Here is a 23,377-nt window from a genome sequence, read left to right as displayed (position 1 = left end):
CCTACCTTTAAAAATGAAATCATATTTTTATGTTTGACCGCAAAGCTTAGCGGGAGGAGGGAGTACAGGCAAGCTATTCACAAGACTGGCAAGGTTGGCTGTATTGTAGCGTTATTTGGAAAATGAAGCCTTGATCCACTTTTTCTTCATTGCGTCAGCTATCAGCTAAGATACCCATCTGGTATGATGTGTGTAACTATGTTTTGCTGTGTAATGGAATTTTTACTATGGTCATTAAGGCGCAAAGCCCGGCTGGGTTCGCGGAAGAGTACATCATTGAAAGTATCTGGAATAACCGCTTCCCACCTGGCACTATTTTGCCCGCTGAACGTGAACTCTCCGAACTTATTGGGGTGACACGTACCACGCTACGCGAAGTATTGCAGCGTCTGGCGCGAGATGGCTGGTTGACCATTCAACACGGCAAACCGACGAAGGTAAATAACTTCTGGGAAACCTCCGGGCTGAATATTCTTGAAACGCTGGCGCGCCTCGATCACGAGAGTGTCCCGCAGCTGATTGATAATCTGCTGTCTGTGCGTACCAATATTTCGACGATCTTTGTTCGTACTGCGTTTCGCCAGCATCCTGATAAAGCACAGGAGGTTCTGGCGACGGCAAATCAGGTGGCTGACCACGCTGACGCATTTGCCGATCTGGACTATAACATTTTTCGCGGTCTGGCATTTGCCTCCGGCAATCCGATTTACGGTTTGATCCTTAACGGTATGAAAGGATTATATACCCGCATTGGTCGCCATTATTTTGCCAACCCGGAAGCGCGCGCGCTGGCGCTGAGCTTCTACCACAAGCTGTCAGAACTCTGCGAGCAGGGTGCTCATGAGCAGGTGTATGAAACGGTGCGCCGCTACGGTCACGACAGTGGCGAGATTTGGCATCGTATGCAGAAAAATCTGCCGGGCGATTTGGCGATTCAGGGCCGTTAATCGCTCAAAGCCGGATGGCGACGCCAAAGCGTCTTATCCGGCCTGGAATGCATGCACTTCGTAGGCCGGATAAGGTGTTTACGCCGCCTCCGGCAATAAGATTTACAGACCGTTCATCCTTGGCGGACAACGCTCCAACAGCTCCACGCTGCCATCTTCATTCTGCTGCTCCAGCATCACATCAAAACCCCAAAGCCGGTGTACATGCTTGAGCACTTCTTTGCGTCCTTTATCCAACGGTGCGCGGTTATGCGGAATATAGCGCAAGGTGAGCGAACGGTCGCCACGCAGATCGACATTCCAGATTTGAATATTCGGCTCCAGGTTGCTCAGGTTGTATTGCGACGACAACCTGTTGCGGATCTCACGATATCCTTCCTCGTTATGAATCGCAGAAATCTCCAGATAGTTGTGACGATCGTCGTCCAGCACGGTGAACAGGCGGAAATCGCGCATTACCTTCGGTGACAGGAACTGGCTGATAAAACTCTCATCTTTGAAATCGCGCATCGCGAAATGCAGGGTTTCCAGCCAGTCGGAACCCGCTATATCCGGGAACCAGTATTTGTCCTCCTCGGTCGGCGACTGACAAATACGTTTGATATCCTGGAACATGGCAAACCCCAGGGCATAAGGGTTTATCCCGCTATACCACGGGCTGTTGTAGGGTGGCTGAAATACCACATTGGTATGGCTATGCAGAAACTCCAGCATAAACCGTTCGGTGACTTTACCTTCATCATAAAGGTGGTTCAGGATGGTGTAATGCCAGAAAGTGGCCCAGCCCTCGTTCATCACCTGCGTCTGTTTCTGCGGATAAAAATACTGGCTGACCTTGCGTACAATGCGTAGCACTTCGCGTTGCCAGGACTCCAGCAGCGGGGCGTTCTTCTCCATGAAGTACAGCAGGTTTTCCTGTGGCTCAGAGGGATAACGCCGGGCTTCCGCCACGCTTTTCTCTTCCTCTTTCTTCGGCAGCGTGCGCCACAACATATTGACCTGACTTTGCAGATACTCTTCACGACTTTTCTGCCGGGCTTTCTCTTCCTGTAGGGAGATTTTTTGCGGGCGTTTGTAACGGTCAACGCCGTAATTCATCAGCGCATGGCAGGAGTCGAGGAGCTTTTCGACTTCATCTACCCCGTAGCGTTCTTCACACTGGGTTATATAGTTTCGTGCGAAGATTAGGTAATCGACGATGGAACTGGCATCCGTCCAGCTACGAAACAGGTAGTTGTTTTTGAAGAAGGAGTTGTGTCCGTAGCAGGCATGCGCCATCACCAGCGCCTGCATGGTGATGGTGTTCTCCTCCATCAGATACGCGATACACGGATTGGAGTTGATAACAATCTCATAGGCCAGTCCCTGCTGACCATGCTTATACAAGCGCTCGGTTTCAATAAACTTTTTACCAAACGACCAGTGAGGATAGTTGATCGGCATCCCGACGCTGGAGTAAGCGTCCATCATCTGTTCGGAGGTGATCACCTCGATTTGGTGCGGGTAGGTATCCAGTCTGTAGAGTTTCGCCACGCGGTCTATCTCTGCCAGATAGACATCCAGCAGATCAAACGTCCAGTCGGGTCCATCGCTTAACCGTGTGCTGTCCTTGTTCATGGAATCAATCGTAGCCATTCGCGCACCCTCATTGTTGGCGGCACTCTCTGTCTGGAGTACCTCATTTCAAGCATAGATCATGGTGTTAAAAAACGTGCTGCGGCAGAAATTTTTTCTTTGCGATTTCTCGTTAGCGAGGCGTTGAAAAACGGCATGGTCGCAAAATTTTATGCTGGATAAAAATAACGCACAGCAGGAGATGCCAAAGCAGAGAGTTCCCCGCCATCACCGCTATATGTGAGATAAGTCACCATAAAAAAGCCATATGTTGAATAATATTTTCAACTGAGTTATCAAGATGTAATTAGATGATTGTTCTTTTACTGTTAACGGAGTGGCTATGCGAGTTGTCATACTGGGAAGTGGTGTCGTTGGCGTGACCAGCGCCTGGTACTTAAGTCAGGCTGGACACGATGTCACCGTCATTGATCGTGAGCCCGGTCCGGCACTGGAAACCAGTGCGGCGAACGCGGGGCAAATATCTCCAGGTTATGCGGCACCATGGGCGGCACCAGGCGTACCGCTTAAAGCAATCAAATGGATGTTTCAGCGCCACGCTCCGCTGGCCGTTCGTCTTGACGGAACCCAGTTCCAGTTGAAATGGATGTGGCAGATGCTGCGCAACTGCGACACCAGCCACTACATGGAAAATAAAGGACGCATGGTGCGACTGGCGGAATACAGCCGTGATTGTCTGAAAGCGCTGCGCGCCTCTACCGGTATTGAGTATGAAGGACGTCAGGGCGGAACCCTGCAACTGTTCCGTACCGCTCAACAGTATGAGAACGCCACTCGCGACATCGCCGTGCTCGAAGACGCTGGCGTGCCATACCAGCTCCTGGAAGCAAATCGTCTGGCGGAAGTCGAACCGGCACTGGCAGAAGTAGCGCACAAACTGACCGGCGGTCTGCGTTTACCGAATGATGAAACCGGCGACTGCCAGTTGTTTACCCAGCGTCTGGCGCAGATGGCGGAGCAGGCGGGCGTTAAGTTTCGCTTTAACACCCCGGTCGATAAGCTGCTGAGCGATGGTGAGCAGATTTATGGCGTCCAGTGCGGCGAAGAGATTATCAAAGCCGATGCCTATGTGATGGCGTTTGGTTCGTATTCCACGGCGATGCTGAAAGGGATCGTTGATATCCCGGTCTATCCGCTCAAAGGCTATTCGTTGACTATTCCGGTAGCGCAAGACGACGGTGCGCCGGTTTCTACTATCCTTGATGAAACTTACAAAATCGCTATTACCCGCTTTGACAATCGTATTCGGGTTGGCGGCATGGCGGAGATTGTCGGTTTTAATACAGAGCTGCTACAACCTCGTCGTGAAACGCTGGAAATGGTCGTACGCGATCTCTTCCCGCGCGGCGGTCATGTGGAGCAGGCAACCTTCTGGACTGGACTGCGTCCGATGACGCCGGACGGTACGCCGGTGGTGGGGCGCACCCGCTTTAAGAATCTGCTGCTCAATACCGGCCACGGCACGCTGGGCTGGACCATGGCCTGCGGTTCCGGTCAGTTGCTGAGCGATATCCTTTCTGGCCGTACGCCAGCCATACCTTATGACGATCTGAGCGTGGCGCGTTACAGTCCGGGGTTTACCCCCTCTCGTCCACGACATTTACATGGCGCACATAACTGATAAGGACGTGAGATGACCCGCCCGATACTGGCCAGCATTGACCTGCAGGCGTTGAAACAAAATCTGACCATTACCCGCCAGGCAGCGCCGGACGCTCGCGTCTGGTCGGTGGTGAAAGCCAATGCATATGGACACGGCATTGAACGCGTCTGGAATGCGCTGGGCACAACCGATGGTTTTGCCATGCTCAATCTTGAAGAGGCGATAACCCTGCGCGAGCGCGGATGGAAAGGCCCGATACTCATGCTGGAGGGTTTTTTCCACGCTGAAGACCTGACGGTATATGACAATTATCGACTGACCACCTGTGTACACAGTAACTGGCAGCTAAAAGCATTGCAGAATGCCCGCCTCAAAGCACCGCTCGATGTTTACCTGAAGGTGAACAGCGGTATGAACCGGCTTGGGTTTTTACCGGAAAGAGTTCCAACGGTCTGGCAACAGCTGCGGGCGATGCCCAACGTCGGCGAAATGACGCTGATGTCGCATTTTGCAGATGCAGAGCACCCGGAAGGTATCCAGGAAGCAATGGCGCGTATTGCGCTGGCAACAGAAGGACTGGAGTGCAGACGGTCACTGTCGAATTCGGCCGCCACGCTGTGGCACCCTGAAGCGCATTATGACTGGGTTCGTCCGGGCATTATTTTGTATGGCGCGTCGCCTTCGGGACAATGGCGGGACATCGCCAACACCGGCCTGAAGCCAGTGATGACTCTGAGCAGCGAGATAATCGGCATACAAACGCTGAAAGCTGGCGATCGGGTGGGTTACGGTGGCCGTTACACCGCCAGCGGCGAGCAGCGCATTGGAATAGTGGCGACCGGCTATGCAGACGGTTATCCGCGCCATGCGCCAAGCGGAACGCCTGTGCTGGTGGACGGTGTACGTACCGGGACGGTAGGGACAGTCTCAATGGATATGCTGGCGGTAGATCTGACACCGTGCCCGCAGGCAGGGATCGGGACACCGGTAGAGCTGTGGGGCAAAGAGATTAAAATTGACGATGTAGCTACCTCAGCAGGAACGGTGGGCTACCAGTTGATGTGTTCTTTGGCGCTGCGCGTACCGGTTGTGACGGTGTAACATTTATGGGGTTGCCTGATGGCGCTGCGCTGATCGGGCCTGTAGATTCAGTGCATTTTACAGGCCGGGTAAGGCGCTGCCGCTACCCGGCAAACATCATCCGCTTTACTCATCCTCGTCTTCAGCAACGCGAACACCGACCTTCAGCACTGCATTATCTTCCTTCTCGGCCACCGTCCAGATCATGCCAGCGAATTCCACCTGGTCACCGACGACCGGCGCGGCACCAAGCAGATGCTGGACAATTTCACCCAGCGTTTGCTGCTTATCACGATACTCTGTGCCATCATCCAGACCATAAATCAGCGCCACATCGGCATATTTCGCGCTGGCTTCAAGAATAAAATCACCGAAGAAGCGCTGGTCTAACGACACCGGTGGCGACTGGCTGAATAGCTTGCCGAGAGCCGGGAGATCGCGCTCGCGACCAATAACACACAATACGTCGCCTTCGCGCAGACGCGTGCTGCCGGAGGGGTGAAACAGCTCGTTGTCACGAAACAGGGCGGCTATTCGCGTTTCTTCCGGCATATGCAGGTCGCGCAGCGCGGCACCCACACACCACTTATCTGCGCTGAGCTGATAAACAAACTGCTCCCACGGGTTATCTGGGTGAATATCGAGACCAATGCGCGAAACGGGCCAGCCGACGGGAGGGACCACCACCTTGGCTTTTTTCGCGGCCCATGAAAGTGATGTTCCCTGAAACAGCAACGAGATCAGTACCACGAAGAAGGCGACGTTAAAGAACAAGCGAGCGTTCTCCAGGCCCGCCATCATTGGGAAGACGGCGAGGATGATCGGCACCGCGCCGCGCAAACCCACCCAACTGATGAAAATACGCTCGCGCAGATTAAAGCCACGAAACGGCAGCAGTCCGGCGAAGACCGAAAGCGGGCGGGCAATGAATATCATCCACGCAGACAAAATCAGCGCAGGGATTGCGATAGGCAGCAGGTCGGACGGCGTAACCAGCAGTCCAAGCACCAGGAACATGGCGATTTGCGCCAGCCAGGCCAGACCGTCGAAGTTTTGCAGGATACCAAATCGGTTGCGGATGGGGCGATTCCCCAGCAGGAAACCACACAGATAAACCGCCAGAATACCGCTGCCTTCCAGCGCAGTGGTCAGGGCAAAAATCAGGATCCCACCGCTTAACGCCAAGAGTGGATACAGTCCGGCAGGCAGAGAAATGCGGTTAATCATCTGCTGGAGCATATATCCACCGCCAAGACCGATAGCGATTCCTAAGCCAAACTGCTGGATAATGTGCACCGCGAACATCCAGCTTAAACCGGTCTCGTGATTTTGGATCATGGCGATGAGTGTGATGGTCAAAAACACGGCCATCGGGTCATTACTACCGGATTCAATTTCCAGCGTAGAGCCAACGCGTTCGTTAAGCCCCTTACCGCCAAGCAGGGAAAAGACCGCCGCGGCGTCAGTTGAACCAACAATCGCACCAATCAGGAGTCCTTCGATAAGATCCAGATGAAACAGCCACGCGGCCATCATGCCAGTGAGTCCGGAAGTAATCAGCACACCGACCGTTGCCAACGATAGCGCCGGGCCTAACGCAACGCGAAAAGAGCTGGCCTGAGTGCGCATGCCACCGTCGAGTAGGATAACCGCCAGTGCCAGGTTACTCACCATGTAGGCGAAAGGATAGTTATCAAAAGGTATGCCGCCAATACCATCCACACCCGCTAACATACCGATAGCGAGAAATATCACCAGAATTGGGATACCGAGACGTGATGAGAATGAACTGAGTAAGATACTGCAGGTGACGAGAACGGAACCCAAAATAAAAAGGCTAATAATTGCTGCGGCATCCAACGTTCGGTTACTCCTGAATTACGCTGTTTCGTATTAATAAACCCTACCATAATAACGACAGAAACAGCGTTTTACTTAGCCCCATTAGCTGCTTTTTTTACGATTTTAGTACCGGATGCCCACTTAAGGTGAGCTGAGTGCTGTTTTTATCGTTTTTCAGCACCGCTTTGGCTCCCAGCGGCAGGGTGACGGTGCGTTGTTCATGGCCAAAATCGAGGCCGCCGATCAACGGAACGGACAGCCTGGTGCGCAGAAAATCACAAACTGAATCAAGATTGTAACCAGCGTCGTAATCATTCGGCGCGCTGCCGCTAAAACTGCCGAGGATAATGGCGTTTTGCTGGGCCAGTATTCCCGCGTGGTACAGTTGCAGCAGCATGCGCTCGACACGGAATGGATGCTCGTTAATGTCTTCCAGCACCAAAATGCCGTTTTTGATGGCCGGCATCCACGGTGTACCCATCAGCGAAATGATCATCGCCAGATTTCCGCCCCACAGTGTACCTTCAGTCGCGCACTGCGGACCGTCACCCTGCCATTCGAGGGTGAATTGGGCATTACGCAATGCTTGCCAGAAATGGTGCTCGGTGAATGCGTTTATCTCCTCGGCACCGAAGTTGGCCGCCAGCATCGGGCCGCTGAAGCTAATCACATTCCCTTGAGCCAGTAGACCACACTGGATCGCCGTAAAATCGCTGTGCCCGCACAGCAGCAGCGGATCTTGTTGCTGGCGGGCTGCCAGCCCTTGCCAGTCAATATCTTCCAGTAAACGGCTCGCGCCATAGCCGCCACGTACCGCCATCACAATGGTATCGGGGGTTTTCAGATTAACGAGCGAGTTCACATCAGCAAGCCTTTCTGCCTCAGTACCCGCAAAACGCTGGCAGCGGCGCGCAATGACCGCTGAATTGTCGACCTGATGACCGGCCTCAGTAAGACGTGCAAGCCCACGTAAGGCAGCCTGTTGATTGATACAGTAGCCCGATGGGGCAATTAAGTGAAACCGGGACATGGCATTTCCTTGCTACAACTAAAACCAAATGTATATCATGCCGCGTAGGTATGTCGTTGTCACCTCAGCGACAGGTTCCGGCTATAAGGATAGATGACGTGAAATTGAGATGGTTTGCTTTTTTGGTTGTATTACTTGCGGGCTGTAGTTCAAAACATGATTACAAAAACCCGCCGTGGAATGCTGAAGTTCCGGTTAAACGCGCAATGCAATGGATGCCGATCAGTGAAAAAGCCGGTGCGGCCTGGGGTGTCAGTCCACAATTGATTACCGCTATTATTGCCATTGAATCAGGCGGTAATCCGAATGCGGTCAGTAAGTCTAATGCGATTGGTCTGATGCAGTTAAAAGCCTCGACTTCAGGCCGCGATGTTTATCGTCGCATGGGATGGAGCGGAGAGCCGTCGACCAGCGAGTTGAAAAACCCCGAACGCAATATCTCCATGGGGGCCGCATACCTGAGCATTCTGGAGACCGGGCCGCTGGCAGGGATTGAGGATCCACAGGTGATGCAGTATGCGCTGGTAGTATCGTACGCTAACGGAGCGGGAGCATTGCTGCGAACGTTCTCTTCCGACAGGAAGAAAGCCATCAATAAGATCAACGATCTCAGCCCGGATGAATTTATTGAACATGTTGCGGACAATCATCCGGCGCCGCAGGCTCCGCGCTATATCTGGAAGCTTCAGCAAGCGCTGGATGTAATGTAATTCAGGTGATGTTAATCGCGCACTTTGTTCGACTTTTCCCGGGCCTCGCGCTCAAGGGAAAAAATAATCCGCTGTAAGTTCCGCTCCACCGCCGGGCCGACGTTGAGAAAACGAAAGCTCAGGCGGGGAGTGGTAATGGTTTCGTTTTTACTGTCGATAACTTTGCGTTCGCTAATGGAAATAAGCTGGGCGTCAACGTGATACACCCCCCATTGTTCCATGTTCAGTTCAACCTGCGCGAAGCGTATACCTTCTACCAGTCCTTCTGGTTTTGCCGTTTCTAACAGCCCGCCCATACCGCCAAGCGACAAATCGAATAAGCGAAAGCACAGCGTGCTGTTGTCCGGCATTTTTGCCGTGCAGCGATAGGGAGGATGCAGCGGAGCGCCGATGCGAAAATATTCCCGACGCTGAACAAACCACAGGGAAGGCGGCAAGGATGAAATAAACGCTGGCAGTTGCTGATACTCACCTTTTTTTAACTGTGGCAGGGTGAATTCTACTTTGGCTCCCTGCGTTTCGGCGATAATCGAGATCTGACTGGCCCGCTGTACGGCCTGGTTTTCATATTCCTGGCTACCAAAATCCATGACCAGCTCGTCCGGGCTGACGGCCAGAACTTTGCTGATGAACTGGCCGCCCGACCAGGAGATACGCAGTGGAACCTGCTGCGATTTTAAGTCCCGAAGTACACCTAACACCGCTAACGGATTTTGCTTCAGGAACTGCTCATTGTAGTTACTCACACCTAATGACTCCCGGATGCCTGGTTTGTCGTTGGATTATCGGCATCAATCAACGGAACTTAATACAAATGGATGAAATTTTTTACCAACGCCAATGAATTAAGTCTGCGTGAAAACAGCATATAGCGATGGTTTGCCTATACTTTAAAGGCTGGCGCAAGAATGTCTTGCGCGTGCGTTCACTGGAAAGAGGGCCTGAAAATGGGAATTATTGCCTGGATTATTTTTGGTCTGATTGCGGGGGTTATCGCCAAACTGATTATGCCGGGGCGCGATGGCGGTGGATTTATCCTGACCTGTATTCTCGGTGTTGTCGGTGCTGTGGTCGGTGGATGGCTGGCAACGATGTTTGGTATCGGCGGCGATGTCAGCGGGTTTAATCTCCACAGCTTCCTGGTGGCCGTGGTCGGCGCGATTGTTGTGCTGGGTGTCTTCCGACTGGTGCGGCGAGATTAATCGAACGGCCCCCGCGGGGGCCGTTTCTCTGTATTGCTAAGTCAGAACTGATACTCAATCCCCGCCCAGTAATTACGGCCTTCTTCAATAAATCCTTCACTATAAACGTACTGCGTATCGAACAGGTTATTGACCGACGCGTTAACGCTGAATCCGTGACCGATGGCGTAGTCAGCGCGTAAATGGGTAATGGCGAAACCAGCGGCTTTCTGTGAGCCGTCGCTATTGCTATAGCTCGACGAACGGGCCTCTTCTGACAGCGTAATACTGAGCGGATCCCATGGCTTCAGCGTCATCCAGGCAGTCAGGGTTTGCGTTGGCAGGTCGGTAATCTTGCCGATGTCGCTGCGTTTGACGTCTGCATGAATAAGGCCGTAGCTCAGACCGACATCCAGTATATCAAAGACTTTACCTTTAACGCCTGCATCCAGACCGGTGTAATCCACCCGGCCGCTGTTCTGATTCTGAATGGTGTCGGCATCAATATTGTGTGAAAGGATGGCGTCGCTGATGCGGTTGTAATACACGCTGGCTTCGAATCCCCAGTTCTGACTAAGTGACCCATTCCAGGTCAGATCCACGCTGCGGGCGCGTTCAGGTTTAAGCTGCGGATTGACCAGCGCCACCTGGTTATAGGCCGGTTTTGAGGTCGTGTAGCGTTCTTTCAACGTAGGGAAACGCGTTCTGTCAGAATAGGACAGCGCTAATGTGTCTGCATTTTCGAAGTGATATTTGGTCATCATCTGCCAGTTGAAGGCCGACTGATTGTTGTCATCATAGTGGGTGACGCTACCATTTTTTTCGTGCTTCATGCCTTCCAGACTGTCGCGCCAGTCATAGCTTATTCCCGCCACTACATCGACATTATCCGCCGCCGCCCACTGATATTCACTGGCAACAGACCAGGTGCGGTCTTCGTAACGGTCGTAAGCCGCATTCGGTGCGCCTTTCTCGCGGTGAACATCATCCTTCCAGTTTACGGCGAAAGAGAGCAGGTCGTTTTCACGCATATCCGCAGCGAGCTGCAGGCCAGCTCCATCGCTATAGTCTGAATAATGACTGTAGTTGCCTTTTTTGTTTTTCAGATCGGCAAGCGAGTTGTACATCATCAACGTATTTTCAAAGGTATCGCGATACAGACGGCTTTTCAGAGTGAAACGATCGCCCAGATGGGTGGTGCCCTGATAGTAATAGCTCTCTTTATCGTACTGTGGCCATTGCCAGTAGCGTGATTTCTGACTGCTGGTTCCGGCATATGGTGGGTTATCTTTTTCACCGTCCTGATTAATATAGGTCAGGACATATTCATCATCGCCGCGAGGGGTAAAGCCCAGCTTCACGATGCCGCGTTTATCATCGGCGGACGAGTTGGCAATCTTGCCGTGACTACCCGCAACCGGATTGTCCACGCCGTGCGGTAAGCCAAGGAAATCCTGCTTCAACTGGCTGCCGCTGAGCTGAATGTAACCCAGATCGTTACTGGCGCCAAATGAAGCGTGCATATCGTGAGCGTTGTCTTTGCTACGACTCCAGCCCTGGCGATAACCGATGCTGCCTTCAATTGGTTTGGTGGGCTTTTTGGTGGTGATATTAATGGCACCGCCCATCTGGTTAGGCCCTTGTAGCAGAGATGAGTAGCCTTTGGATACTTCAACTGAAGCGATATCGGATGTCAGAAAACGGCCTAAATCGAGGTTGCCGTCATAGGGGATGTACACCGGCACACCGTCAAAAAAGACGGGAACCTGACGGCTGTCAAAACCGCGTACTTTCACCTGCTGCTCATTGCGGTTGCCCGACTTTTGCAGCACCACGCCGGGGACGACGCTTAGCGCCTGCGCCACGTTTTGTTTATCCAACTGTTGGATCGTTTCCTGGCCGAGAACCGTAGTGGTTGCCGCAGAGGCCGGGCTTGACCAGACGGTCATGGTTTCGCTTTCTTGCCCAGCAAAAGCACTGTGCGCGAAAGCAAACGACAGGGCTGTGTAAAGACAACTTTTGTTGAAATTCATTATTGTTAGTCCATTTTTTAATGTTATATGCCACGTGCGTCCGGGCTCAGGCTAACTTTGATATCCGCAGGTGGAGCGTAATAAGGTGCGGAAGTGATAAAGAGCCTGATGCCACAGTCGAGATAACTCGCCAGCGAGGCGAGGGTAATGCCGCCAGTCAGCGCCAGCGTGCAATGAGGGGCCAGTGAAGGTGCCTGACGGGCAATGTCTGTCGCCTGCTCAGGGGTGAATTTGTCGAGTTGCAGAACATCGGGCGCGGCGCGTAGCGCGGCTAATGCTTCATCTGGCGTATCCGCTTCGACGACGATCTTTTTTTCTGGCGCATGGCTGCGTAAGCGCGCAACCGCGTTTGTCCAGTCGTTTGGGTTGGTAAGAAAACGGCGGTGATTAGCGAACAGCAGCACCGTTTCGGCGCATCCTCCGCGATGAATAATGCCCCCGGCAGCAAGTATTGCCTGAGTCGCCAACGAACGCGTGCCGGGAATGGCTTTGCGGGTGCAGGCAATCTGCCCATCAGGATAGCGTTGGCGCAGTTGGCTCAACATGCTCTCAAGATAGCCCGAAACTCCGCAGCTCCACTCCAGAACGTTTTGTACCGCTTTCCAGCCCTGATGTAGTGCCGCCGCATTTCCGTGCGCACAAATTATTCTCTGTCCCGCGCTCGCTCGTTCGCCATCGGCCATAATATCGCTGACGGTTATGCCCAATGATGTCAGCATTTGTCTGGCAACAGCGGTGCCGCTAACGCACCCACCCTGGCGATGGTAAAACTCCATAACGCCGGGCTGTGCGCCAATTCCCAACGCGCGGGTAGTCAGATCGCCGCCCTGAATATCTTCCAGCAGCAGCGCGTCGGTTTGCGCCTGCGAAAAGTAGATCATCGCAGCGCCTCCCGCGGCACACTGTCCCACCAGATAAGCGCCCAGTCACGGCTGGCGGGGGCAATCGCGCGTGGATCCTGCTGCTGATACCAGGTTTCCAGACGTTCGACCTCGTCGGCGCTTAGTTCGCCCATACTCCAGCGCACGTTTTCCAGAAAGCGCGTCCAGGTACTGTTGTCCTGCTGACAGTTGGGGCCGCGGATAAAATCAACGTGCGCGTGGATCCCCATCTGATACAGGACATTAAGCGCATAGATATAGTTGGGAAGCTCAATCACCTCGCGGCCCAGCGCACGTTGAATGGTGGGGGAAACGAAAGATGAACTGACGAGATGGGTGGTGTAAACCCGCAGCCGGGCCTGATTATTCAGTTTGGTCATCGCCTGGCGCATATCGGCAACCAGCGTAGAGCGCGAGGCGACGGCGATATCGCACTGGGGTAAATCATCCCAGTGTTCTTCCCAGGCCCGCTGCACCCACTGTACGTGACGGGCGTTCATTTGCACAGCGCGGCGGGCAGCAACGCTCAGCATTCCCTGGCTGTAATCTACGCCGTAAATTATTGGTATCTTTTTAGCCAGCGCCAGCGAGACCGTACCGGGACCGCAGCCCATATCAAACAGCGACTCCGCTCCTTGCAGGTCGATTTTCCCCAACAGCTGTAGCAAATAGCTGTCGGTTAATGAGGCGCAATTCTCCGCCATTTTTTCCGCACGTTTATCCCAGTGCTCCGGCTTTTTCTCGGTTCTGTTCGCCAGTTGTAACTGTTTACGGTAAAGATCGGCAAAATCAATGTCGTCAATGAGCATTCTTATTCCTTAATTGTGAGAGCCAAAGAGGTGGCGGGCAATTTGTGACGGTGTAACGTGATACAGTGCAGCCAGGCGATCGGTGGCGAGCTGGTGTTCAGGAAGCCCCTGCGACACTTCACCGTTCGGTTCAACGCGTACCACGCTGTCGGCGATTGCCCGGGCGTGCAACGGATGATGCGTCGACATCAGCAGGGCCATACCCGAATTTTTCAGCGTCACCAGCGTGTCGAGCAGACGGATCTGATGCCCAAAATCCAGGCTGGAAGCGGGTTCATCCAGCAACAAAAGGCGCGGACGTTGCGCCAGCGCGCGGGCAATCAATACCAGTTGCCGCTCTCCGCCGCTCAGAGTGTTCCAGCGCCGGGGCGCCAGGTGAGAGATCCCCAGCATCGCCAGTTGTTGATGAGCAATGTCGTGTTCTTTAGCCCCGGGAACCGCAAATGCCGCCAGTTGCGGGGCCAGCCCCATCATCACCATGTCCAGCGCAGTGAAGGCAAACGCGCCGTCATGCGCCTGAGGAACCCAGGCGATAGCGGCGGCGCGTTGCCGATCGTTGAGATGATTTATGGCGATGCCATCAAGAAGAATGTCACCGTGAAGCGGCGAAAGAACGCCGAGAATGGTGCGCATCAGGGTGGTTTTTCCGCTACCGTTGGCACCAAGCAGACAACAGACGGAGCCGGGCGGAACCTGAAATGAGACATTGCGTAGCACGGGCTGTTGACTGTGGTATCCCAGCGACGCCCGGCGCACGATTAATAGCGTCATGGTCGATTTCCTCGCAGCAAAAGCAGCAAAAAGAACGGTGCGCCAATAAATGCAGTCAGGATCCCCAGCGGAATTTCCGTGCTGCTCAGCGTACGGGCGAGGGTATCGGTGAGCAGCAGCAAAATGGCGCCGACCCCCATGGAAACCGGCAGTAGCTGCTGGTGGTTATTGCCACTGAGGAGTCGGCCGATATGTGGCACAACCAGCCCAATCCAGCCGATGATGCCCGCGATGGCGACGGTGCAGGCGGTGATTAACGTTGCGCAGACGATCAGCCCCAGCCGTAGTCGGGCGACGTTGATGCCAAGCGATCGTGCTTCATCATCCGAAAGGGTAAGCAGGTTCATGCGCCAGCGCAGCAGCAATAGCGGGACCAGTCCTGCCAAGATCAGCGGTGCCGAGAACCACAGATCGTGCAGCGTAATCGTTGATAAACCGCCGAGCAGCCAGAAAGTGATGGAGGGAAGTTGGGTATACGGGTCGGCCAGCGTTTTGATGAGTGAAATTCCCGCGCCGCATACCGTGCCCAGCGCAATCCCGACCAGCACCAGCGTTAACACCGGGTCGTGACGCTTAACTCGCCGGGTAATCAACCAGACACCGGCGACCACGAATAAACCGCCGGTGAACGCATACAGCTGAATGAAAAGGATCGGTAATCCGAAAAGTATTGCCGTACAGGCACCTAAACCGGCACCCGCCGCCACGCCGAGGATATCCGGCGAGACTAGCGGGTTGCGGAACATACCCTGATAGGTGGTTCCTGCGCTTGCCAGCGCCGCGCCAAGCAGCAATGCGGCCAGAATGCGCGGCAGGCGGATTTGCCAGAAGACGATTTTGTCCTGCATCGGGACGTCATCAGTACCTGTAATAAGATTCACAACCTGTTGTGCATCCAGGCGGTATGCGCCCGATACAGCGGCGACGCTCGCGCAAAGCACCACCGTAGCAATCATCAGAAAACCGAGAGTAGATGTTTTCATCAGACTGCCACCAGACGTTGATACTGTGCATCGCTTAGCGTGGTATGCCAGAACAGTTCGCTGTAGCGCTGCATATCGGCTTTAAAGCTCGCGTTAACCTGCGGATCAAGCCAGGCGTGCAGGCGGCGTAATCCCAGTAAGCGGTTGATGCCAGGAGGTGCATCCAACCAGCCAAACGGCAGACCGCTGAGAAACAGAATGCGCCGGTCCGCAACTGCTTTGACTCCTTGCCAGATCGGATCTTCTCGTAGGTGCTGCGCTGTCATCGTATCCTGCACCAAAATAATATCGGGCTGCCAACTGAGCAGATTTTCCATTGAAACCTGTGTGAGCCCCTGTCGTCCGGGGATGTGCGCCACATTCTGTAGCCCCAGCAGTTCTGCCGCTTCGGTATGCAGAGAACCTTGTAAACCTGTCTCCAGTCCTCTGGCACCGCGCGCGGCATAAAAACGCAGATTCGCCGCAGCTGTATGCGAGAAAGCTATTGCATTATCGATAAATCGACGGGCCAGCGCGGCCTGCATTGCGGTACGCGAGACGACGCCCAATGCTTCACCGGCTGCGCGCAACTGTTCTGGGGTATGGCGCAGTTCGCCGTTAATCAGCAGCCAGGGAATGTGAGTTTGTGCGCTCACTTGTCTGGCCTGAGAAAGCCAGGTTTCATCGGCATTACCGCAGTCAATAACCAGGTCAGGTTTAAGCGCCAGGAGTGCTTCAAGCGAGAGCGTGCTGGCGCGGCCCGCCAGCCTGCCCAGTTTCGGTAAAGTCCGAATATCATCGTGAAACGGGATGGCGGTCTGGCGAGAGAAATCAAAGGAGGAAAAACCCACCACTTTTTCTGGCGCGACAGCCAGCAGTAGCATGTCAGCGGGCGCGCCAGCACTGACCACGCGTAGGGTTATATTCGGCCCTGGCGAGCCTCCAACGGCAACGGTTAGCGGCGTTTGCGCCAATGCGGGAAGATGGCGTAGCAGCAGTGCAGATGCCACGAGTTGGGCAAACATCCGTCTTGTCAGTGCCATTATCAGTATCCTGAAGGTTACAAATTCGCTATATATTTACATATACAGCGAATAAAAACATGTTCAGAATCAAATTCTCACGGATGAAAACACCGGATACCCCATAAGGGCTAGAGGGGATAGAGGCAGCTTAAATAGCGAAAAATATGACAGAAAAATCCGCGACGAAGCGCGGATTCGGGGAGTAAAACGGCTCAGGTAATGACGTTATGGCGTCGGTTGAGTCTGTTTTTTAGGCTCGGCTGGTGGTGTACTTGTCGGTGTTGGCCGCGATGCGGGTACGCTGTCACAGGGCTTCTCTTTGGCGCAGATCAGGTCAAGCATTTTTAGCGTGACGCCGTTGGTCCAGCCAAAACCATCCTGCAATGGATATTCCCCGCCACCACCGCCGGTGCCGGTGGTGCTCACGTCATATTTTTCAACCAGCTTTTTCTCTCGATCGTAGGTGTGCTGCACATTGGTAAGGAATCGCCAGGTCACATCCATCGCAACGTTATCCTGACCGTAATTCTGTAACCCGGATGCTGCGACCCACTGGAGCGGGGCCCAGCCGTTGGGGGCATCCCACTGCTGGCCGCTTTTCACCGACGTGGTAGCAAGGCCGCCCGGTTGCAGCAGATGTGCCTGGGTGGCTGTGGCGACTTTACTGGCGCGATCTTTTGCCGCCGCATTGACATACAGCGGGAACAGGGCGGCGGCCGTGAGCTGATTGCGTACTTTATGGCTTTTCAGATCGTAGTCGGCATACCAGCCTTCTTTGTCGTTCCACAGGTACTTTTCGATCCCTTTTTGTCGGGCATTAGCGAAGCCATCGTACTGCGCCGCTTTGGCATCATCACCGGCAGCCTTGCTGGCGAGGGCGATCATTTTTTCCATTTTGTACATCAACGCATTGAGATCGACCGGAACGATGCTGGTGGTGCGCAGAGTGCCCAGCTGATTAGGATTGTCCATCCAGCGGGAGCTAAAATCCCAGCCGGACGCAGCCGCTGAACGCAGGTCGCGGTAGATTTCTGTGGCAGGGCGATTGGGGTTGCTTTTAGCGGTGGCGATATCCTCGACCCAGGACTCTGGCCTCGGCGTATCGCGGTCATCCCAGTAGCGGTTCAAAATGGTACCGTCATCCAGTTTAACCACGCGCTTATTTTGCTGACCGGGCTGGAGTGTTTCGACGCCTTCCATCCAGTAACTGTACTCTTTGAGCATCTGCGGGAGGTATTTTTTCAGCGCGTCATTCCCGTCGTGCTGCGCCAGCAGTTCAACCATAAAGGCAAAGAACGGCGGTTGCGAACGGCTCAGGTAGTAGGTGCGGTTGCCGTTAGGAATGTGTCCCCAGGAATCAATCTCATAAGCGAAGTTTGCCACCATGTCCGAGACCTTATCCCAGTGATTGCTTTCGGCAAGCCCCAGCATGGTGAAATAGCTGTCCCAATAATATATTTCGCGAAAACGCCCGCCAGGCACCACATACGGCTCTGGAAGTGGCAGTAGCGAGTCCCATTTTTCAGCGTCAGTTGTCGAGCGGGTGAGGACCGGCCACAGTCCGTCAATATGTTCGCGTAATGATTGCCCGGCCGGGGGAACGTATTTCTCGCCTTCTTTCGGTAATGTGAAATTCACCTCCACAAAATGGCGTAAGTCGAATCCGGACTGATTTTTCTGCATCCGGTAATCGGCAAGGATCATGAGAGGATCGCTGTTAGGAACTGCGTCAGCAAAGGTTTTCTGGTCTGGAAACAGTTTAGCCGTTTGTACATCGTTAAACAGAGGTCCAAGCAGGATATCTGGCGGCTGCGGTGTAGCGGCTGGCGCGTCTTCTGCATTGACGGCAAAAGAGGAAAGGGCAAAAAAGGTACTGGCGAGAGTCAGTTTTATTGCAACAGAAAGCAGGCCTGGATGGCGAGTTGCAGGCGTTATCATCGGTTAATCTCCTTAGCGGTGTGCCGAAGTAGCGGCATTTACCATGAGAAAACCTTAGTTCAGGATCGACCGTTGCGCGTGATCGACACCCCATTTTGCGAACAAACAGACATTTCCCGACGCGAATAGGGAAGAAGCACACCCTTTGTCGAAAAGGGTGTGCTTCGGTATCAGTTTGCGCGGGTTATCCGCTGTGTGACACAGTCAATGGTCAGAGTATCGCCCATCTTTATGCTATCGAGAGCAGCGCCTTGCTGACACATCCAGCACAGACCCATTTCACGAGCGATAATCGCCGGATGAGAGGCTTCGCTGCCGTCCCGCAGGCAGATACCTTTGATGGTCTTCGGATCGAGTTGCAGTACCGTAGACGGATAAATGACATCAGCGACCAGGATAGTGGGGCGCAAGAACGCGGGAATTTGTGCGCTCTCTCCCGTCAAATGTTGCAGTGAACGAGACAGCAAATCTTCAATATCAATGTATCGCGCCTGCAGATAAGGGTCATCGAGCTGTAAATACTGCTGGCTGAGATCGCTCAGCACCTGATGCCAGGCCCAGGCGGCGCTGCATTGTTTTTCACGCATTACATCGCAGGCCATTTCAAACAGTTCAGGATCGTCCAACAGCGTGTGGTGACCGGAGAAGATGGCGGCGATATCTGCGGAATATCGTTCTTCAGCAAGAGCGGTGAGTTTGCTCAGATCGTTCAGCGTACTTTGGATGGCGGTCTGTAATCGCTGCTGCTCAGCCTGCAGTGATGCGGCGGACTGCGGGTTTACCTTTGGCGAGAACGGCGTGTGACAAAATGCCGTCCCCGTGACTTTTGAGGGAGCCAGAGTTGCCTTGTTATCAGTATGCGCGGGCTCGAGCGATTCACCAAAATTCTCTGCCGCCAACTGTTTAAATGCGGCCAGCGCATCCTCTGCCTGTTCGCCCTTAGCAATCAGGCGTAGCGTGTCATTACAGCGTACCTGCAGCAGGGCTATTTGATTCAGGCTATCAGGGACCACACACTTGCCGTTTTTCTCCAGCCACATGTCGGCGTTAAAACCAGACAACGCAGAAACCAGCCGCGAAGCCGGGCGGACGTGGATGCCGTTAGGGTTTTTCACCACAATGGCAACAGAACGGGCATCAGCGTCGGGAGACAGTTCAGCGGATGCGGGTTTCGCTGCGGATGGCGAAGGTAAACCCAGTTGTTCACATTTGGCGTCGAGGGCGTTCATGGCATCACGGATGACCCGATCGATATCAGCACCTGCGGCGGCGCTAACCGTCGCGGCCAGTGTGCCTTCAACCAGTGGTGCTGCGCACAAACGCACTTTGGCGGCAATGTTAGGGTCGAGCAGTTCCAGCGCGGTTTCCGCACTCAGTAATGCACTACCGATATCCATCATCACCAGCACGTGGTCCGTATCGGCCACGGACTCGATGGCTTCCATCACCTTAATCGGATCGGTGCCAATCGGATTCTCAGGATCGTCAATGCCTGCGGCAATGGCGATTTTGCAACCATCACCCATTAACATCTGCCGGGCCAGCACGCCGACGCCTTCGCCCAGTTGGGCGCTGTGAGAAACAATAACCAGGTTTACCATCGCTTTATCCTTACTCTCTGGACGCCTGAGCCAGCATTTGCATCATAAACATGACCGACGTTGCGCCGGGATCCTGATGCCCAATGCTGCGCTCACCTAGATAGCTGGCGCGGCCTTTGCGAGCCTGCATGGTGATGGTGCTTTGCGCTGCGACTTCCGCTTGTTGGCTTGCCGCTTCCAGAGCCGCCTGGACGCTCAGCTTCTGTTCGCATGACTGGCGTAAAGACTCCACTACCGGCAGCCAGACATCGCACATGGTTTTATCGCCAGGTTCAGCCTTACCGCGGCTAATCACACCTTCTGCGCCATCACGAATCATTTGATACAGCTCTTCAAGCGTCAGGCTTTGATGAGCCTGAGTCACCTGGGCGGCGCGGATAAAAAACGTGCCAAACAGCGGTCCACTGGCCCCGCCGACGCTTGAGAGCAGCACCATACCGGTGTTTTTCAAAATAAAGCCGATGTCTTTGTCTGCGATGGACGGCAGCTTTTCAACGACTTTGCTGAAACCACGATGCATGTTCAGACCGTGGTCGGCATCGCCGATCTCCCGGTCAAGTCCGGTGAGAAAATCACTTTCAGTGGTGAATATTTCACCGCAGCGATAGAGCCAGTTAACAATCTGTGTTCTGTTGAGGGACATCATGAATCTCCTTATTTACCCCAGTTGAGAGCAGGGGTGTGAACCGGTGCATCCCATAAGTTCAGCGTTTCGTCATCCACCTGTAACAGGGTGATGGAGAAGCCGGTCATATCCAGAGAGGTACAGTAAGAACCGATCAGGTTGCGCTCAATGACGATGCCTGCATCCTGGCAACGGCTTTCGAGGCGGTTATACACGCCGAAGAGTTCAGACAACGGCGTCGCACCGAGATTATTGACCAGCGCAATAACCCGATCGCCACTTTGTAACGCACGCTTGCTTTCTTTACCTTCATGCCACGCGCCCTGGACGTTGTCCCAGTGGCGGAGCGTACGGCTGTAGTTACCGTTTTCCAGCAGGGTATCGAACATTTCATCAACGGTCTGATCGAGAGAGGTGAAGGTGCGGCGGTCAATGCCCGGTTCCCCGTGGATACCTACGCCAAACTCCATCTCGTTATCCTGTAACGTGAACGACGGTTGTCCGGCTGCCGGAACGGTACAGGCTCCAATGGCTATGCCAATGGAGTGGCCCTGGTTATTCAGCTTACGACCCAGCGCAGCACAGGCTTCCAGCGAGTCACCGCGTTCGGCGGCCGCGCCGACCAGTTTTTCGATCAATACGGTATTAGCCACACCACGACGTCCGGCGGTATACAAACTGTCTTTCACCGCCACATCGTCATCCACCACCATGGTGGTGACCTTGACGCCGCTTTCGTGCAGCAGCTCGGTAGCGGTTTCGAAATTAAGAATGTCGCCGGTGTAATTTTTGATTATCAGCAGCACGCCTTCCCCGCCATCAATTTGCATGGCGCATTCGAACATTTTATCCGGCGTGGGGGAGGTAAAAATCTCACCCGGGCAGGCGCCGGAGAGCATGCCCTGACCAATGTAGCCGCAATGCATAGGCTCGTGCCCGCTGCCGCCGCCGGAAAGCAGCGCCACTTTGCCCATCACCGGTGCATCTGCGCGGGTGACATACACTGGGTCCTGATGCAGTGCCAGGGAAGGATACGCTTTCGCCAGTCCGGCGAGTTGTTCATTCAGTACGTCTTCAACACGGTTGATCAATTTTTTCATTATTTATGCTCCGCAGACAGTCCTGGATGGCTGCCAAATTCGGGCAGGCATCTGATGTAGGGTATCGGTTTGTACAACGCCACGGCGACCGCTCGCTGCCGATAAGGTAATTTTGCACACGGGTTTGCAAAAGAAAATTGCTATGAAGAGCGTTTCAATACGAAACATAGCAGCATAATAATGTTCCGTATTGGAACGTCATGGTGCATAAAACAGCGAAAGTGAGAGGTCGGGCGGTATTTGTGCGGAAAGTTTTTGAACGATTTTTTATGGAAAACAAACCACCTGCAGAACAGGTGGTTTGTAGGCATGGTCGATTTCGGCGTTAGCCCGGATAAATTCCGCGATCTTTTCGTGCCAGCAGAATGCGTTCGCAGGCAACGATGTAGGCTGCGGTACGCAGGGAGCAGGATTTCTCAGCTGCTTTTTCCCAAACATGCACCATCGCATCAGTCATGATTTTGTCCATGCGATTGTTGATCTCTTCTTCACTCCAGAAGAAGCTTGCCATATCCTGAACCCATTCGAAGTAGCTGACGGTTACGCCGCCGGCGTTACAGACCACGTCAGGCACAACCACGATACCACGGCTTGCCAGCACATCATCGGCATCCGGATAGGTTGGGCCGTTAGCGCCTTCAAGTACCAGTTTACAGGTCAAGGTTTCCGCACGGTGACGGGTGATCTGACCCTCAAGCGCGGCCGGAATAAGAATATCCATATCCAGGCTCCAGAAGGCCTCGCTGGCGATGGTTTCAGCGCCCGGGAAACCGGCAATCTGTTTGTGCTCTAACTGCCAGGCAGACAACGCGGTCATGTCGATACCTGTGGGGTTAAACAGCGTAGCGGTGTGATCCTGAATCGCGACCACGCGTGCACCAGCTGCCGCGAACAGTCGGGCGGCTTCGCTGCCGACGTTACCAAAACCTTGCACTGCAACGCGAGCACCTTCAACTTCGATGTTGGCACGGCGCGCGACTTCCAGACCGCTGACGAAAACGCCGCGACCGGTGGCTTTATCACGACCTAATGAACCGCCAAGGTGAATAGGTTTACCGGTGACCACGCTGGTCACGGTGGTGCCGTGGTTCATGGAGTAGGTATCCATCATCCAGGCCATGACTTTTCCGTTAGTACCTACATCCGGCGCAGGAATGTCTTTCTGCGGCCCAATGATAATGCCGATTTCGCTGGTATAACGACGAGTTAAACGCTCCAGTTCGCCTTCAGACAGCGAGAACGGATCGACGCGCACTCCACCTTTGGCACCGCCGTACGGCAGGTTCAACGCTGCGCATTTGATGGTCATCCATGCGGACAGGGCCATCACTTCATTAAGATCAACATCAGGATGATAACGCACACCGCCTTTGCCCGGCCCGCGGGAGAGGTTATGTTGCACGCGATACCCTTCAAAATGACGGATAGTGCCGTCATCCATCTGCACCGGGATGTCGACAATCAGCGCGCGTTTTGGGTGGCGCAGGGTATCCACCCAATGGGAAAGTTCGCCCAGGTAAGGGGCCACACGCTCGATTTGTTGCAGGTAGGTATTCCAGGCAGATGTGCTGCTATCTGAAGCGTAAGATAACTTATCCATGATA

19 protein-coding genes and 2 pseudogenes are annotated in these 23,377 nt (G+C 54.0%); 6 read left to right on the top strand and 15 right to left on the bottom strand.

Annotated features, from left to right (window positions below; all coding sequences use genetic code 11):
• Positions 1-227: 227 nt before the first annotated feature.
• Entirely contained in the window at positions 228-947 is a 720-nt protein-coding gene (gene fadR, locus C2U41_RS10715) for a fatty acid metabolism transcriptional regulator FadR (protein WP_003020931.1), read from the top strand.
• 102 nt (positions 948-1,049) lie between these two features.
• Here the strand turns inward: fadR and C2U41_RS10710 are convergent, their stop codons facing one another.
• A complete protein-coding gene (locus tag C2U41_RS10710) occupies positions 1,050-2,582 on the bottom strand; it encodes a SpoVR family protein (RefSeq protein ID WP_003844058.1) in 1,533 nt (510 codons plus the stop codon).
• A 322-nt stretch (positions 2,583-2,904) separates the two neighbouring features.
• Here C2U41_RS10710 and C2U41_RS10705 point away from each other — a divergent pair, with 322 nt between their 5' ends.
• From C2U41_RS10705 to C2U41_RS30120, 3 genes and pseudogenes are all read left to right on the top strand, one after another.
• A complete protein-coding gene (locus C2U41_RS10705) occupies positions 2,905-4,203 on the top strand; it encodes a D-amino acid dehydrogenase (RefSeq protein ID WP_003841565.1) in 1,299 nt (432 codons plus the stop codon).
• A 12-nt stretch (positions 4,204-4,215) separates the two neighbouring features.
• A complete protein-coding gene (gene dadX, locus C2U41_RS10700) occupies positions 4,216-5,286 on the top strand; it encodes a catabolic alanine racemase DadX (RefSeq protein WP_103848638.1) in 1,071 nt (356 codons plus the stop codon).
• A 111-nt stretch (positions 5,287-5,397) separates the two neighbouring features.
• A pseudogene (locus C2U41_RS30120) lies at positions 5,398-5,457 on the top strand (hypothetical protein); the annotation flags it as partial.
• Here C2U41_RS30120 and C2U41_RS10695 read toward each other — a convergent pair.
• Both C2U41_RS10695 and ldcA read right to left on the bottom strand, forming a co-directional pair.
• Positions 5,458-7,092 (bottom strand): annotated as a pseudogene (locus C2U41_RS10695) (potassium/proton antiporter); the annotation flags it as partial. It abuts the pseudogene before it with no gap.
• A 130-nt stretch (positions 7,093-7,222) separates the two neighbouring features.
• Positions 7,223-8,137, bottom strand: a complete 915-nt coding sequence (ldcA, locus tag C2U41_RS10690) for a muramoyltetrapeptide carboxypeptidase (RefSeq protein WP_003841560.1) — start codon at positions 8,135-8,137, stop codon at positions 7,223-7,225.
• Between the two features lie 98 nt (positions 8,138-8,235).
• On the opposite strand from ldcA, the gene emtA reads away from it, so the two are divergent.
• On the top strand, positions 8,236-8,847 hold the full coding sequence (gene emtA, locus C2U41_RS10685; protein ID WP_003020914.1) for a membrane-bound lytic murein transglycosylase EmtA: 612 nt from the start codon (positions 8,236-8,238) through the stop codon (positions 8,845-8,847).
• Between the two features lie 11 nt (positions 8,848-8,858).
• Here emtA and ycgR read toward each other — a convergent pair whose 3' ends face one another.
• The gene (gene ycgR / locus C2U41_RS10680) at positions 8,859-9,593 is read right to left on the bottom strand and encodes a flagellar brake protein YcgR (protein ID WP_003020911.1); all 735 of its coding nucleotides are present in this window, start codon (positions 9,591-9,593) and stop codon (positions 8,859-8,861) included.
• A gap of 201 nt (positions 9,594-9,794) precedes the next feature.
• Between ycgR and C2U41_RS10675 the strand changes: the two genes are divergently transcribed.
• Entirely contained in the window at positions 9,795-10,049 is a 255-nt protein-coding gene (locus C2U41_RS10675) for a GlsB/YeaQ/YmgE family stress response membrane protein (RefSeq protein WP_003020908.1), read from the top strand.
• A 41-nt stretch (positions 10,050-10,090) separates the two neighbouring features.
• Here the strand turns inward: C2U41_RS10675 and C2U41_RS10670 are convergent, their stop codons facing one another.
• The 11 genes from C2U41_RS10670 to C2U41_RS10620 form a co-directional block, all read right to left on the bottom strand.
• Positions 10,091-12,061 carry a TonB-dependent receptor plug domain-containing protein gene (locus tag C2U41_RS10670; RefSeq protein ID WP_016150376.1) on the bottom strand — a complete coding sequence of 657 codons (1,971 nt, stop codon included), beginning with the start codon at positions 12,059-12,061 and terminating at the stop codon, positions 10,091-10,093.
• A 23-nt stretch (positions 12,062-12,084) separates the two neighbouring features.
• Positions 12,085-12,942 carry a ModD protein gene (gene modD, locus C2U41_RS10665; RefSeq protein ID WP_016150375.1) on the bottom strand — a complete coding sequence of 286 codons (858 nt, stop codon included), beginning with the start codon at positions 12,940-12,942 and terminating at the stop codon, positions 12,085-12,087.
• Entirely contained in the window at positions 12,939-13,751 is an 813-nt protein-coding gene (locus tag C2U41_RS10660) for a class I SAM-dependent methyltransferase (RefSeq protein WP_032935412.1), read from the bottom strand. Before C2U41_RS10660 ends, modD begins: the two co-directional genes overlap by 4 nt.
• Before the next feature lie 9 nt (positions 13,752-13,760).
• Entirely contained in the window at positions 13,761-14,522 is a 762-nt protein-coding gene (locus C2U41_RS10655) for an ABC transporter ATP-binding protein (RefSeq protein ID WP_032935414.1), read from the bottom strand.
• Positions 14,519-15,478: a FecCD family ABC transporter permease gene (locus tag C2U41_RS10650; RefSeq protein ID WP_370686028.1), complete on the bottom strand. Its 960-nt coding sequence runs from the start codon at positions 15,476-15,478 to the stop codon at positions 14,519-14,521. Before C2U41_RS10650 ends, C2U41_RS10655 begins: the two co-directional genes overlap by 4 nt.
• A gap of 26 nt (positions 15,479-15,504) precedes the next feature.
• Positions 15,505-16,527 (bottom strand): ABC transporter substrate-binding protein, encoded by a 1,023-nt coding sequence (locus C2U41_RS10645; protein ID WP_103848639.1) that lies wholly within the window; start codon positions 16,525-16,527, stop codon positions 15,505-15,507.
• A gap of 207 nt (positions 16,528-16,734) precedes the next feature.
• Positions 16,735-18,447, bottom strand: a complete 1,713-nt coding sequence (locus C2U41_RS10640; protein WP_003020888.1) for an alpha,alpha-trehalase — start codon at positions 18,445-18,447, stop codon at positions 16,735-16,737.
• A 170-nt stretch (positions 18,448-18,617) separates the two neighbouring features.
• Entirely contained in the window at positions 18,618-20,048 is a 1,431-nt protein-coding gene (gene dhaM, locus C2U41_RS10635; RefSeq protein ID WP_016150370.1) for a dihydroxyacetone kinase phosphoryl donor subunit DhaM, read from the bottom strand.
• A 10-nt stretch (positions 20,049-20,058) separates the two neighbouring features.
• Positions 20,059-20,691 (bottom strand): dihydroxyacetone kinase subunit DhaL, encoded by a 633-nt coding sequence (gene dhaL / locus C2U41_RS10630; protein ID WP_003020881.1) that lies wholly within the window; start codon positions 20,689-20,691, stop codon positions 20,059-20,061.
• Positions 20,692-20,702: 11 nt separating this feature from the next.
• On the bottom strand, positions 20,703-21,773 hold the full coding sequence (dhaK, locus tag C2U41_RS10625; RefSeq protein ID WP_003020880.1) for a dihydroxyacetone kinase subunit DhaK: 1,071 nt from the start codon (positions 21,771-21,773) through the stop codon (positions 20,703-20,705).
• Positions 21,774-22,098: 325 nt separating this feature from the next.
• The gene (locus tag C2U41_RS10620) at positions 22,099-23,373 is read right to left on the bottom strand and encodes a Glu/Leu/Phe/Val family dehydrogenase (protein ID WP_003020877.1); all 1,275 of its coding nucleotides are present in this window, start codon (positions 23,371-23,373) and stop codon (positions 22,099-22,101) included.
• Between the last annotated feature and the right edge of the window lie 4 nt (positions 23,374-23,377).

The organism is Citrobacter freundii complex sp. CFNIH4, from assembly GCF_002934505.1.
GTDB lineage: Bacteria > Pseudomonadota > Gammaproteobacteria > Enterobacterales > Enterobacteriaceae > Citrobacter > Citrobacter freundii.
Note: the sequence above shows the minus strand (reverse complement) of the source record. Positions and strands in the feature narration are given on the sequence as shown.

Excerpts from the sequence above, each read along its gene's own strand:
- fadR (WP_003020931.1), top strand. The coding sequence starts at position 228 with ATGGTCATTAAGGCGCAAAGCCCGGCTGGGTTCGCGGAAGAGTACATC.
- C2U41_RS10710 (WP_003844058.1), bottom strand. The coding sequence starts at position 2,582 with ATGGCTACGATTGATTCCATGAACAAGGACAGCACACGGTTAAGCGAT.
- C2U41_RS10705 (WP_003841565.1), top strand. The coding sequence starts at position 2,905 with ATGCGAGTTGTCATACTGGGAAGTGGTGTCGTTGGCGTGACCAGCGCC.
- dadX (WP_103848638.1), top strand. The coding sequence starts at position 4,216 with ATGACCCGCCCGATACTGGCCAGCATTGACCTGCAGGCGTTGAAACAA.
- ldcA (WP_003841560.1), bottom strand. The coding sequence starts at position 8,137 with ATGTCCCGGTTTCACTTAATTGCCCCATCGGGCTACTGTATCAATCAA.
- C2U41_RS10675 (WP_003020908.1), top strand. The coding sequence starts at position 9,795 with ATGGGAATTATTGCCTGGATTATTTTTGGTCTGATTGCGGGGGTTATC.
- C2U41_RS10670 (WP_016150376.1), bottom strand. The coding sequence starts at position 12,061 with ATGAATTTCAACAAAAGTTGTCTTTACACAGCCCTGTCGTTTGCTTTC.
- modD (WP_016150375.1), bottom strand. The coding sequence starts at position 12,942 with ATGATCTACTTTTCGCAGGCGCAAACCGACGCGCTGCTGCTGGAAGAT.
- C2U41_RS10660 (WP_032935412.1), bottom strand. The coding sequence starts at position 13,751 with ATGCTCATTGACGACATTGATTTTGCCGATCTTTACCGTAAACAGTTA.
- C2U41_RS10655 (WP_032935414.1), bottom strand. The coding sequence starts at position 14,522 with ATGACGCTATTAATCGTGCGCCGGGCGTCGCTGGGATACCACAGTCAA.
- C2U41_RS10650 (WP_370686028.1), bottom strand. The coding sequence starts at position 15,478 with ATGATTGCTACGGTGGTGCTTTGCGCGAGCGTCGCCGCTGTATCGGGC.
- C2U41_RS10645 (WP_103848639.1), bottom strand. The coding sequence starts at position 16,527 with ATGGCACTGACAAGACGGATGTTTGCCCAACTCGTGGCATCTGCACTG.
- C2U41_RS10640 (WP_003020888.1), bottom strand. The coding sequence starts at position 18,447 with ATGATAACGCCTGCAACTCGCCATCCAGGCCTGCTTTCTGTTGCAATA.
- dhaM (WP_016150370.1), bottom strand. The coding sequence starts at position 20,048 with ATGGTAAACCTGGTTATTGTTTCTCACAGCGCCCAACTGGGCGAAGGC.
- dhaL (WP_003020881.1), bottom strand. The coding sequence starts at position 20,691 with ATGTCCCTCAACAGAACACAGATTGTTAACTGGCTCTATCGCTGCGGT.
- dhaK (WP_003020880.1), bottom strand. The coding sequence starts at position 21,773 with ATGAAAAAATTGATCAACCGTGTTGAAGACGTACTGAATGAACAACTC.
- C2U41_RS10620 (WP_003020877.1), bottom strand. The coding sequence starts at position 23,373 with ATGGATAAGTTATCTTACGCTTCAGATAGCAGCACATCTGCCTGGAAT.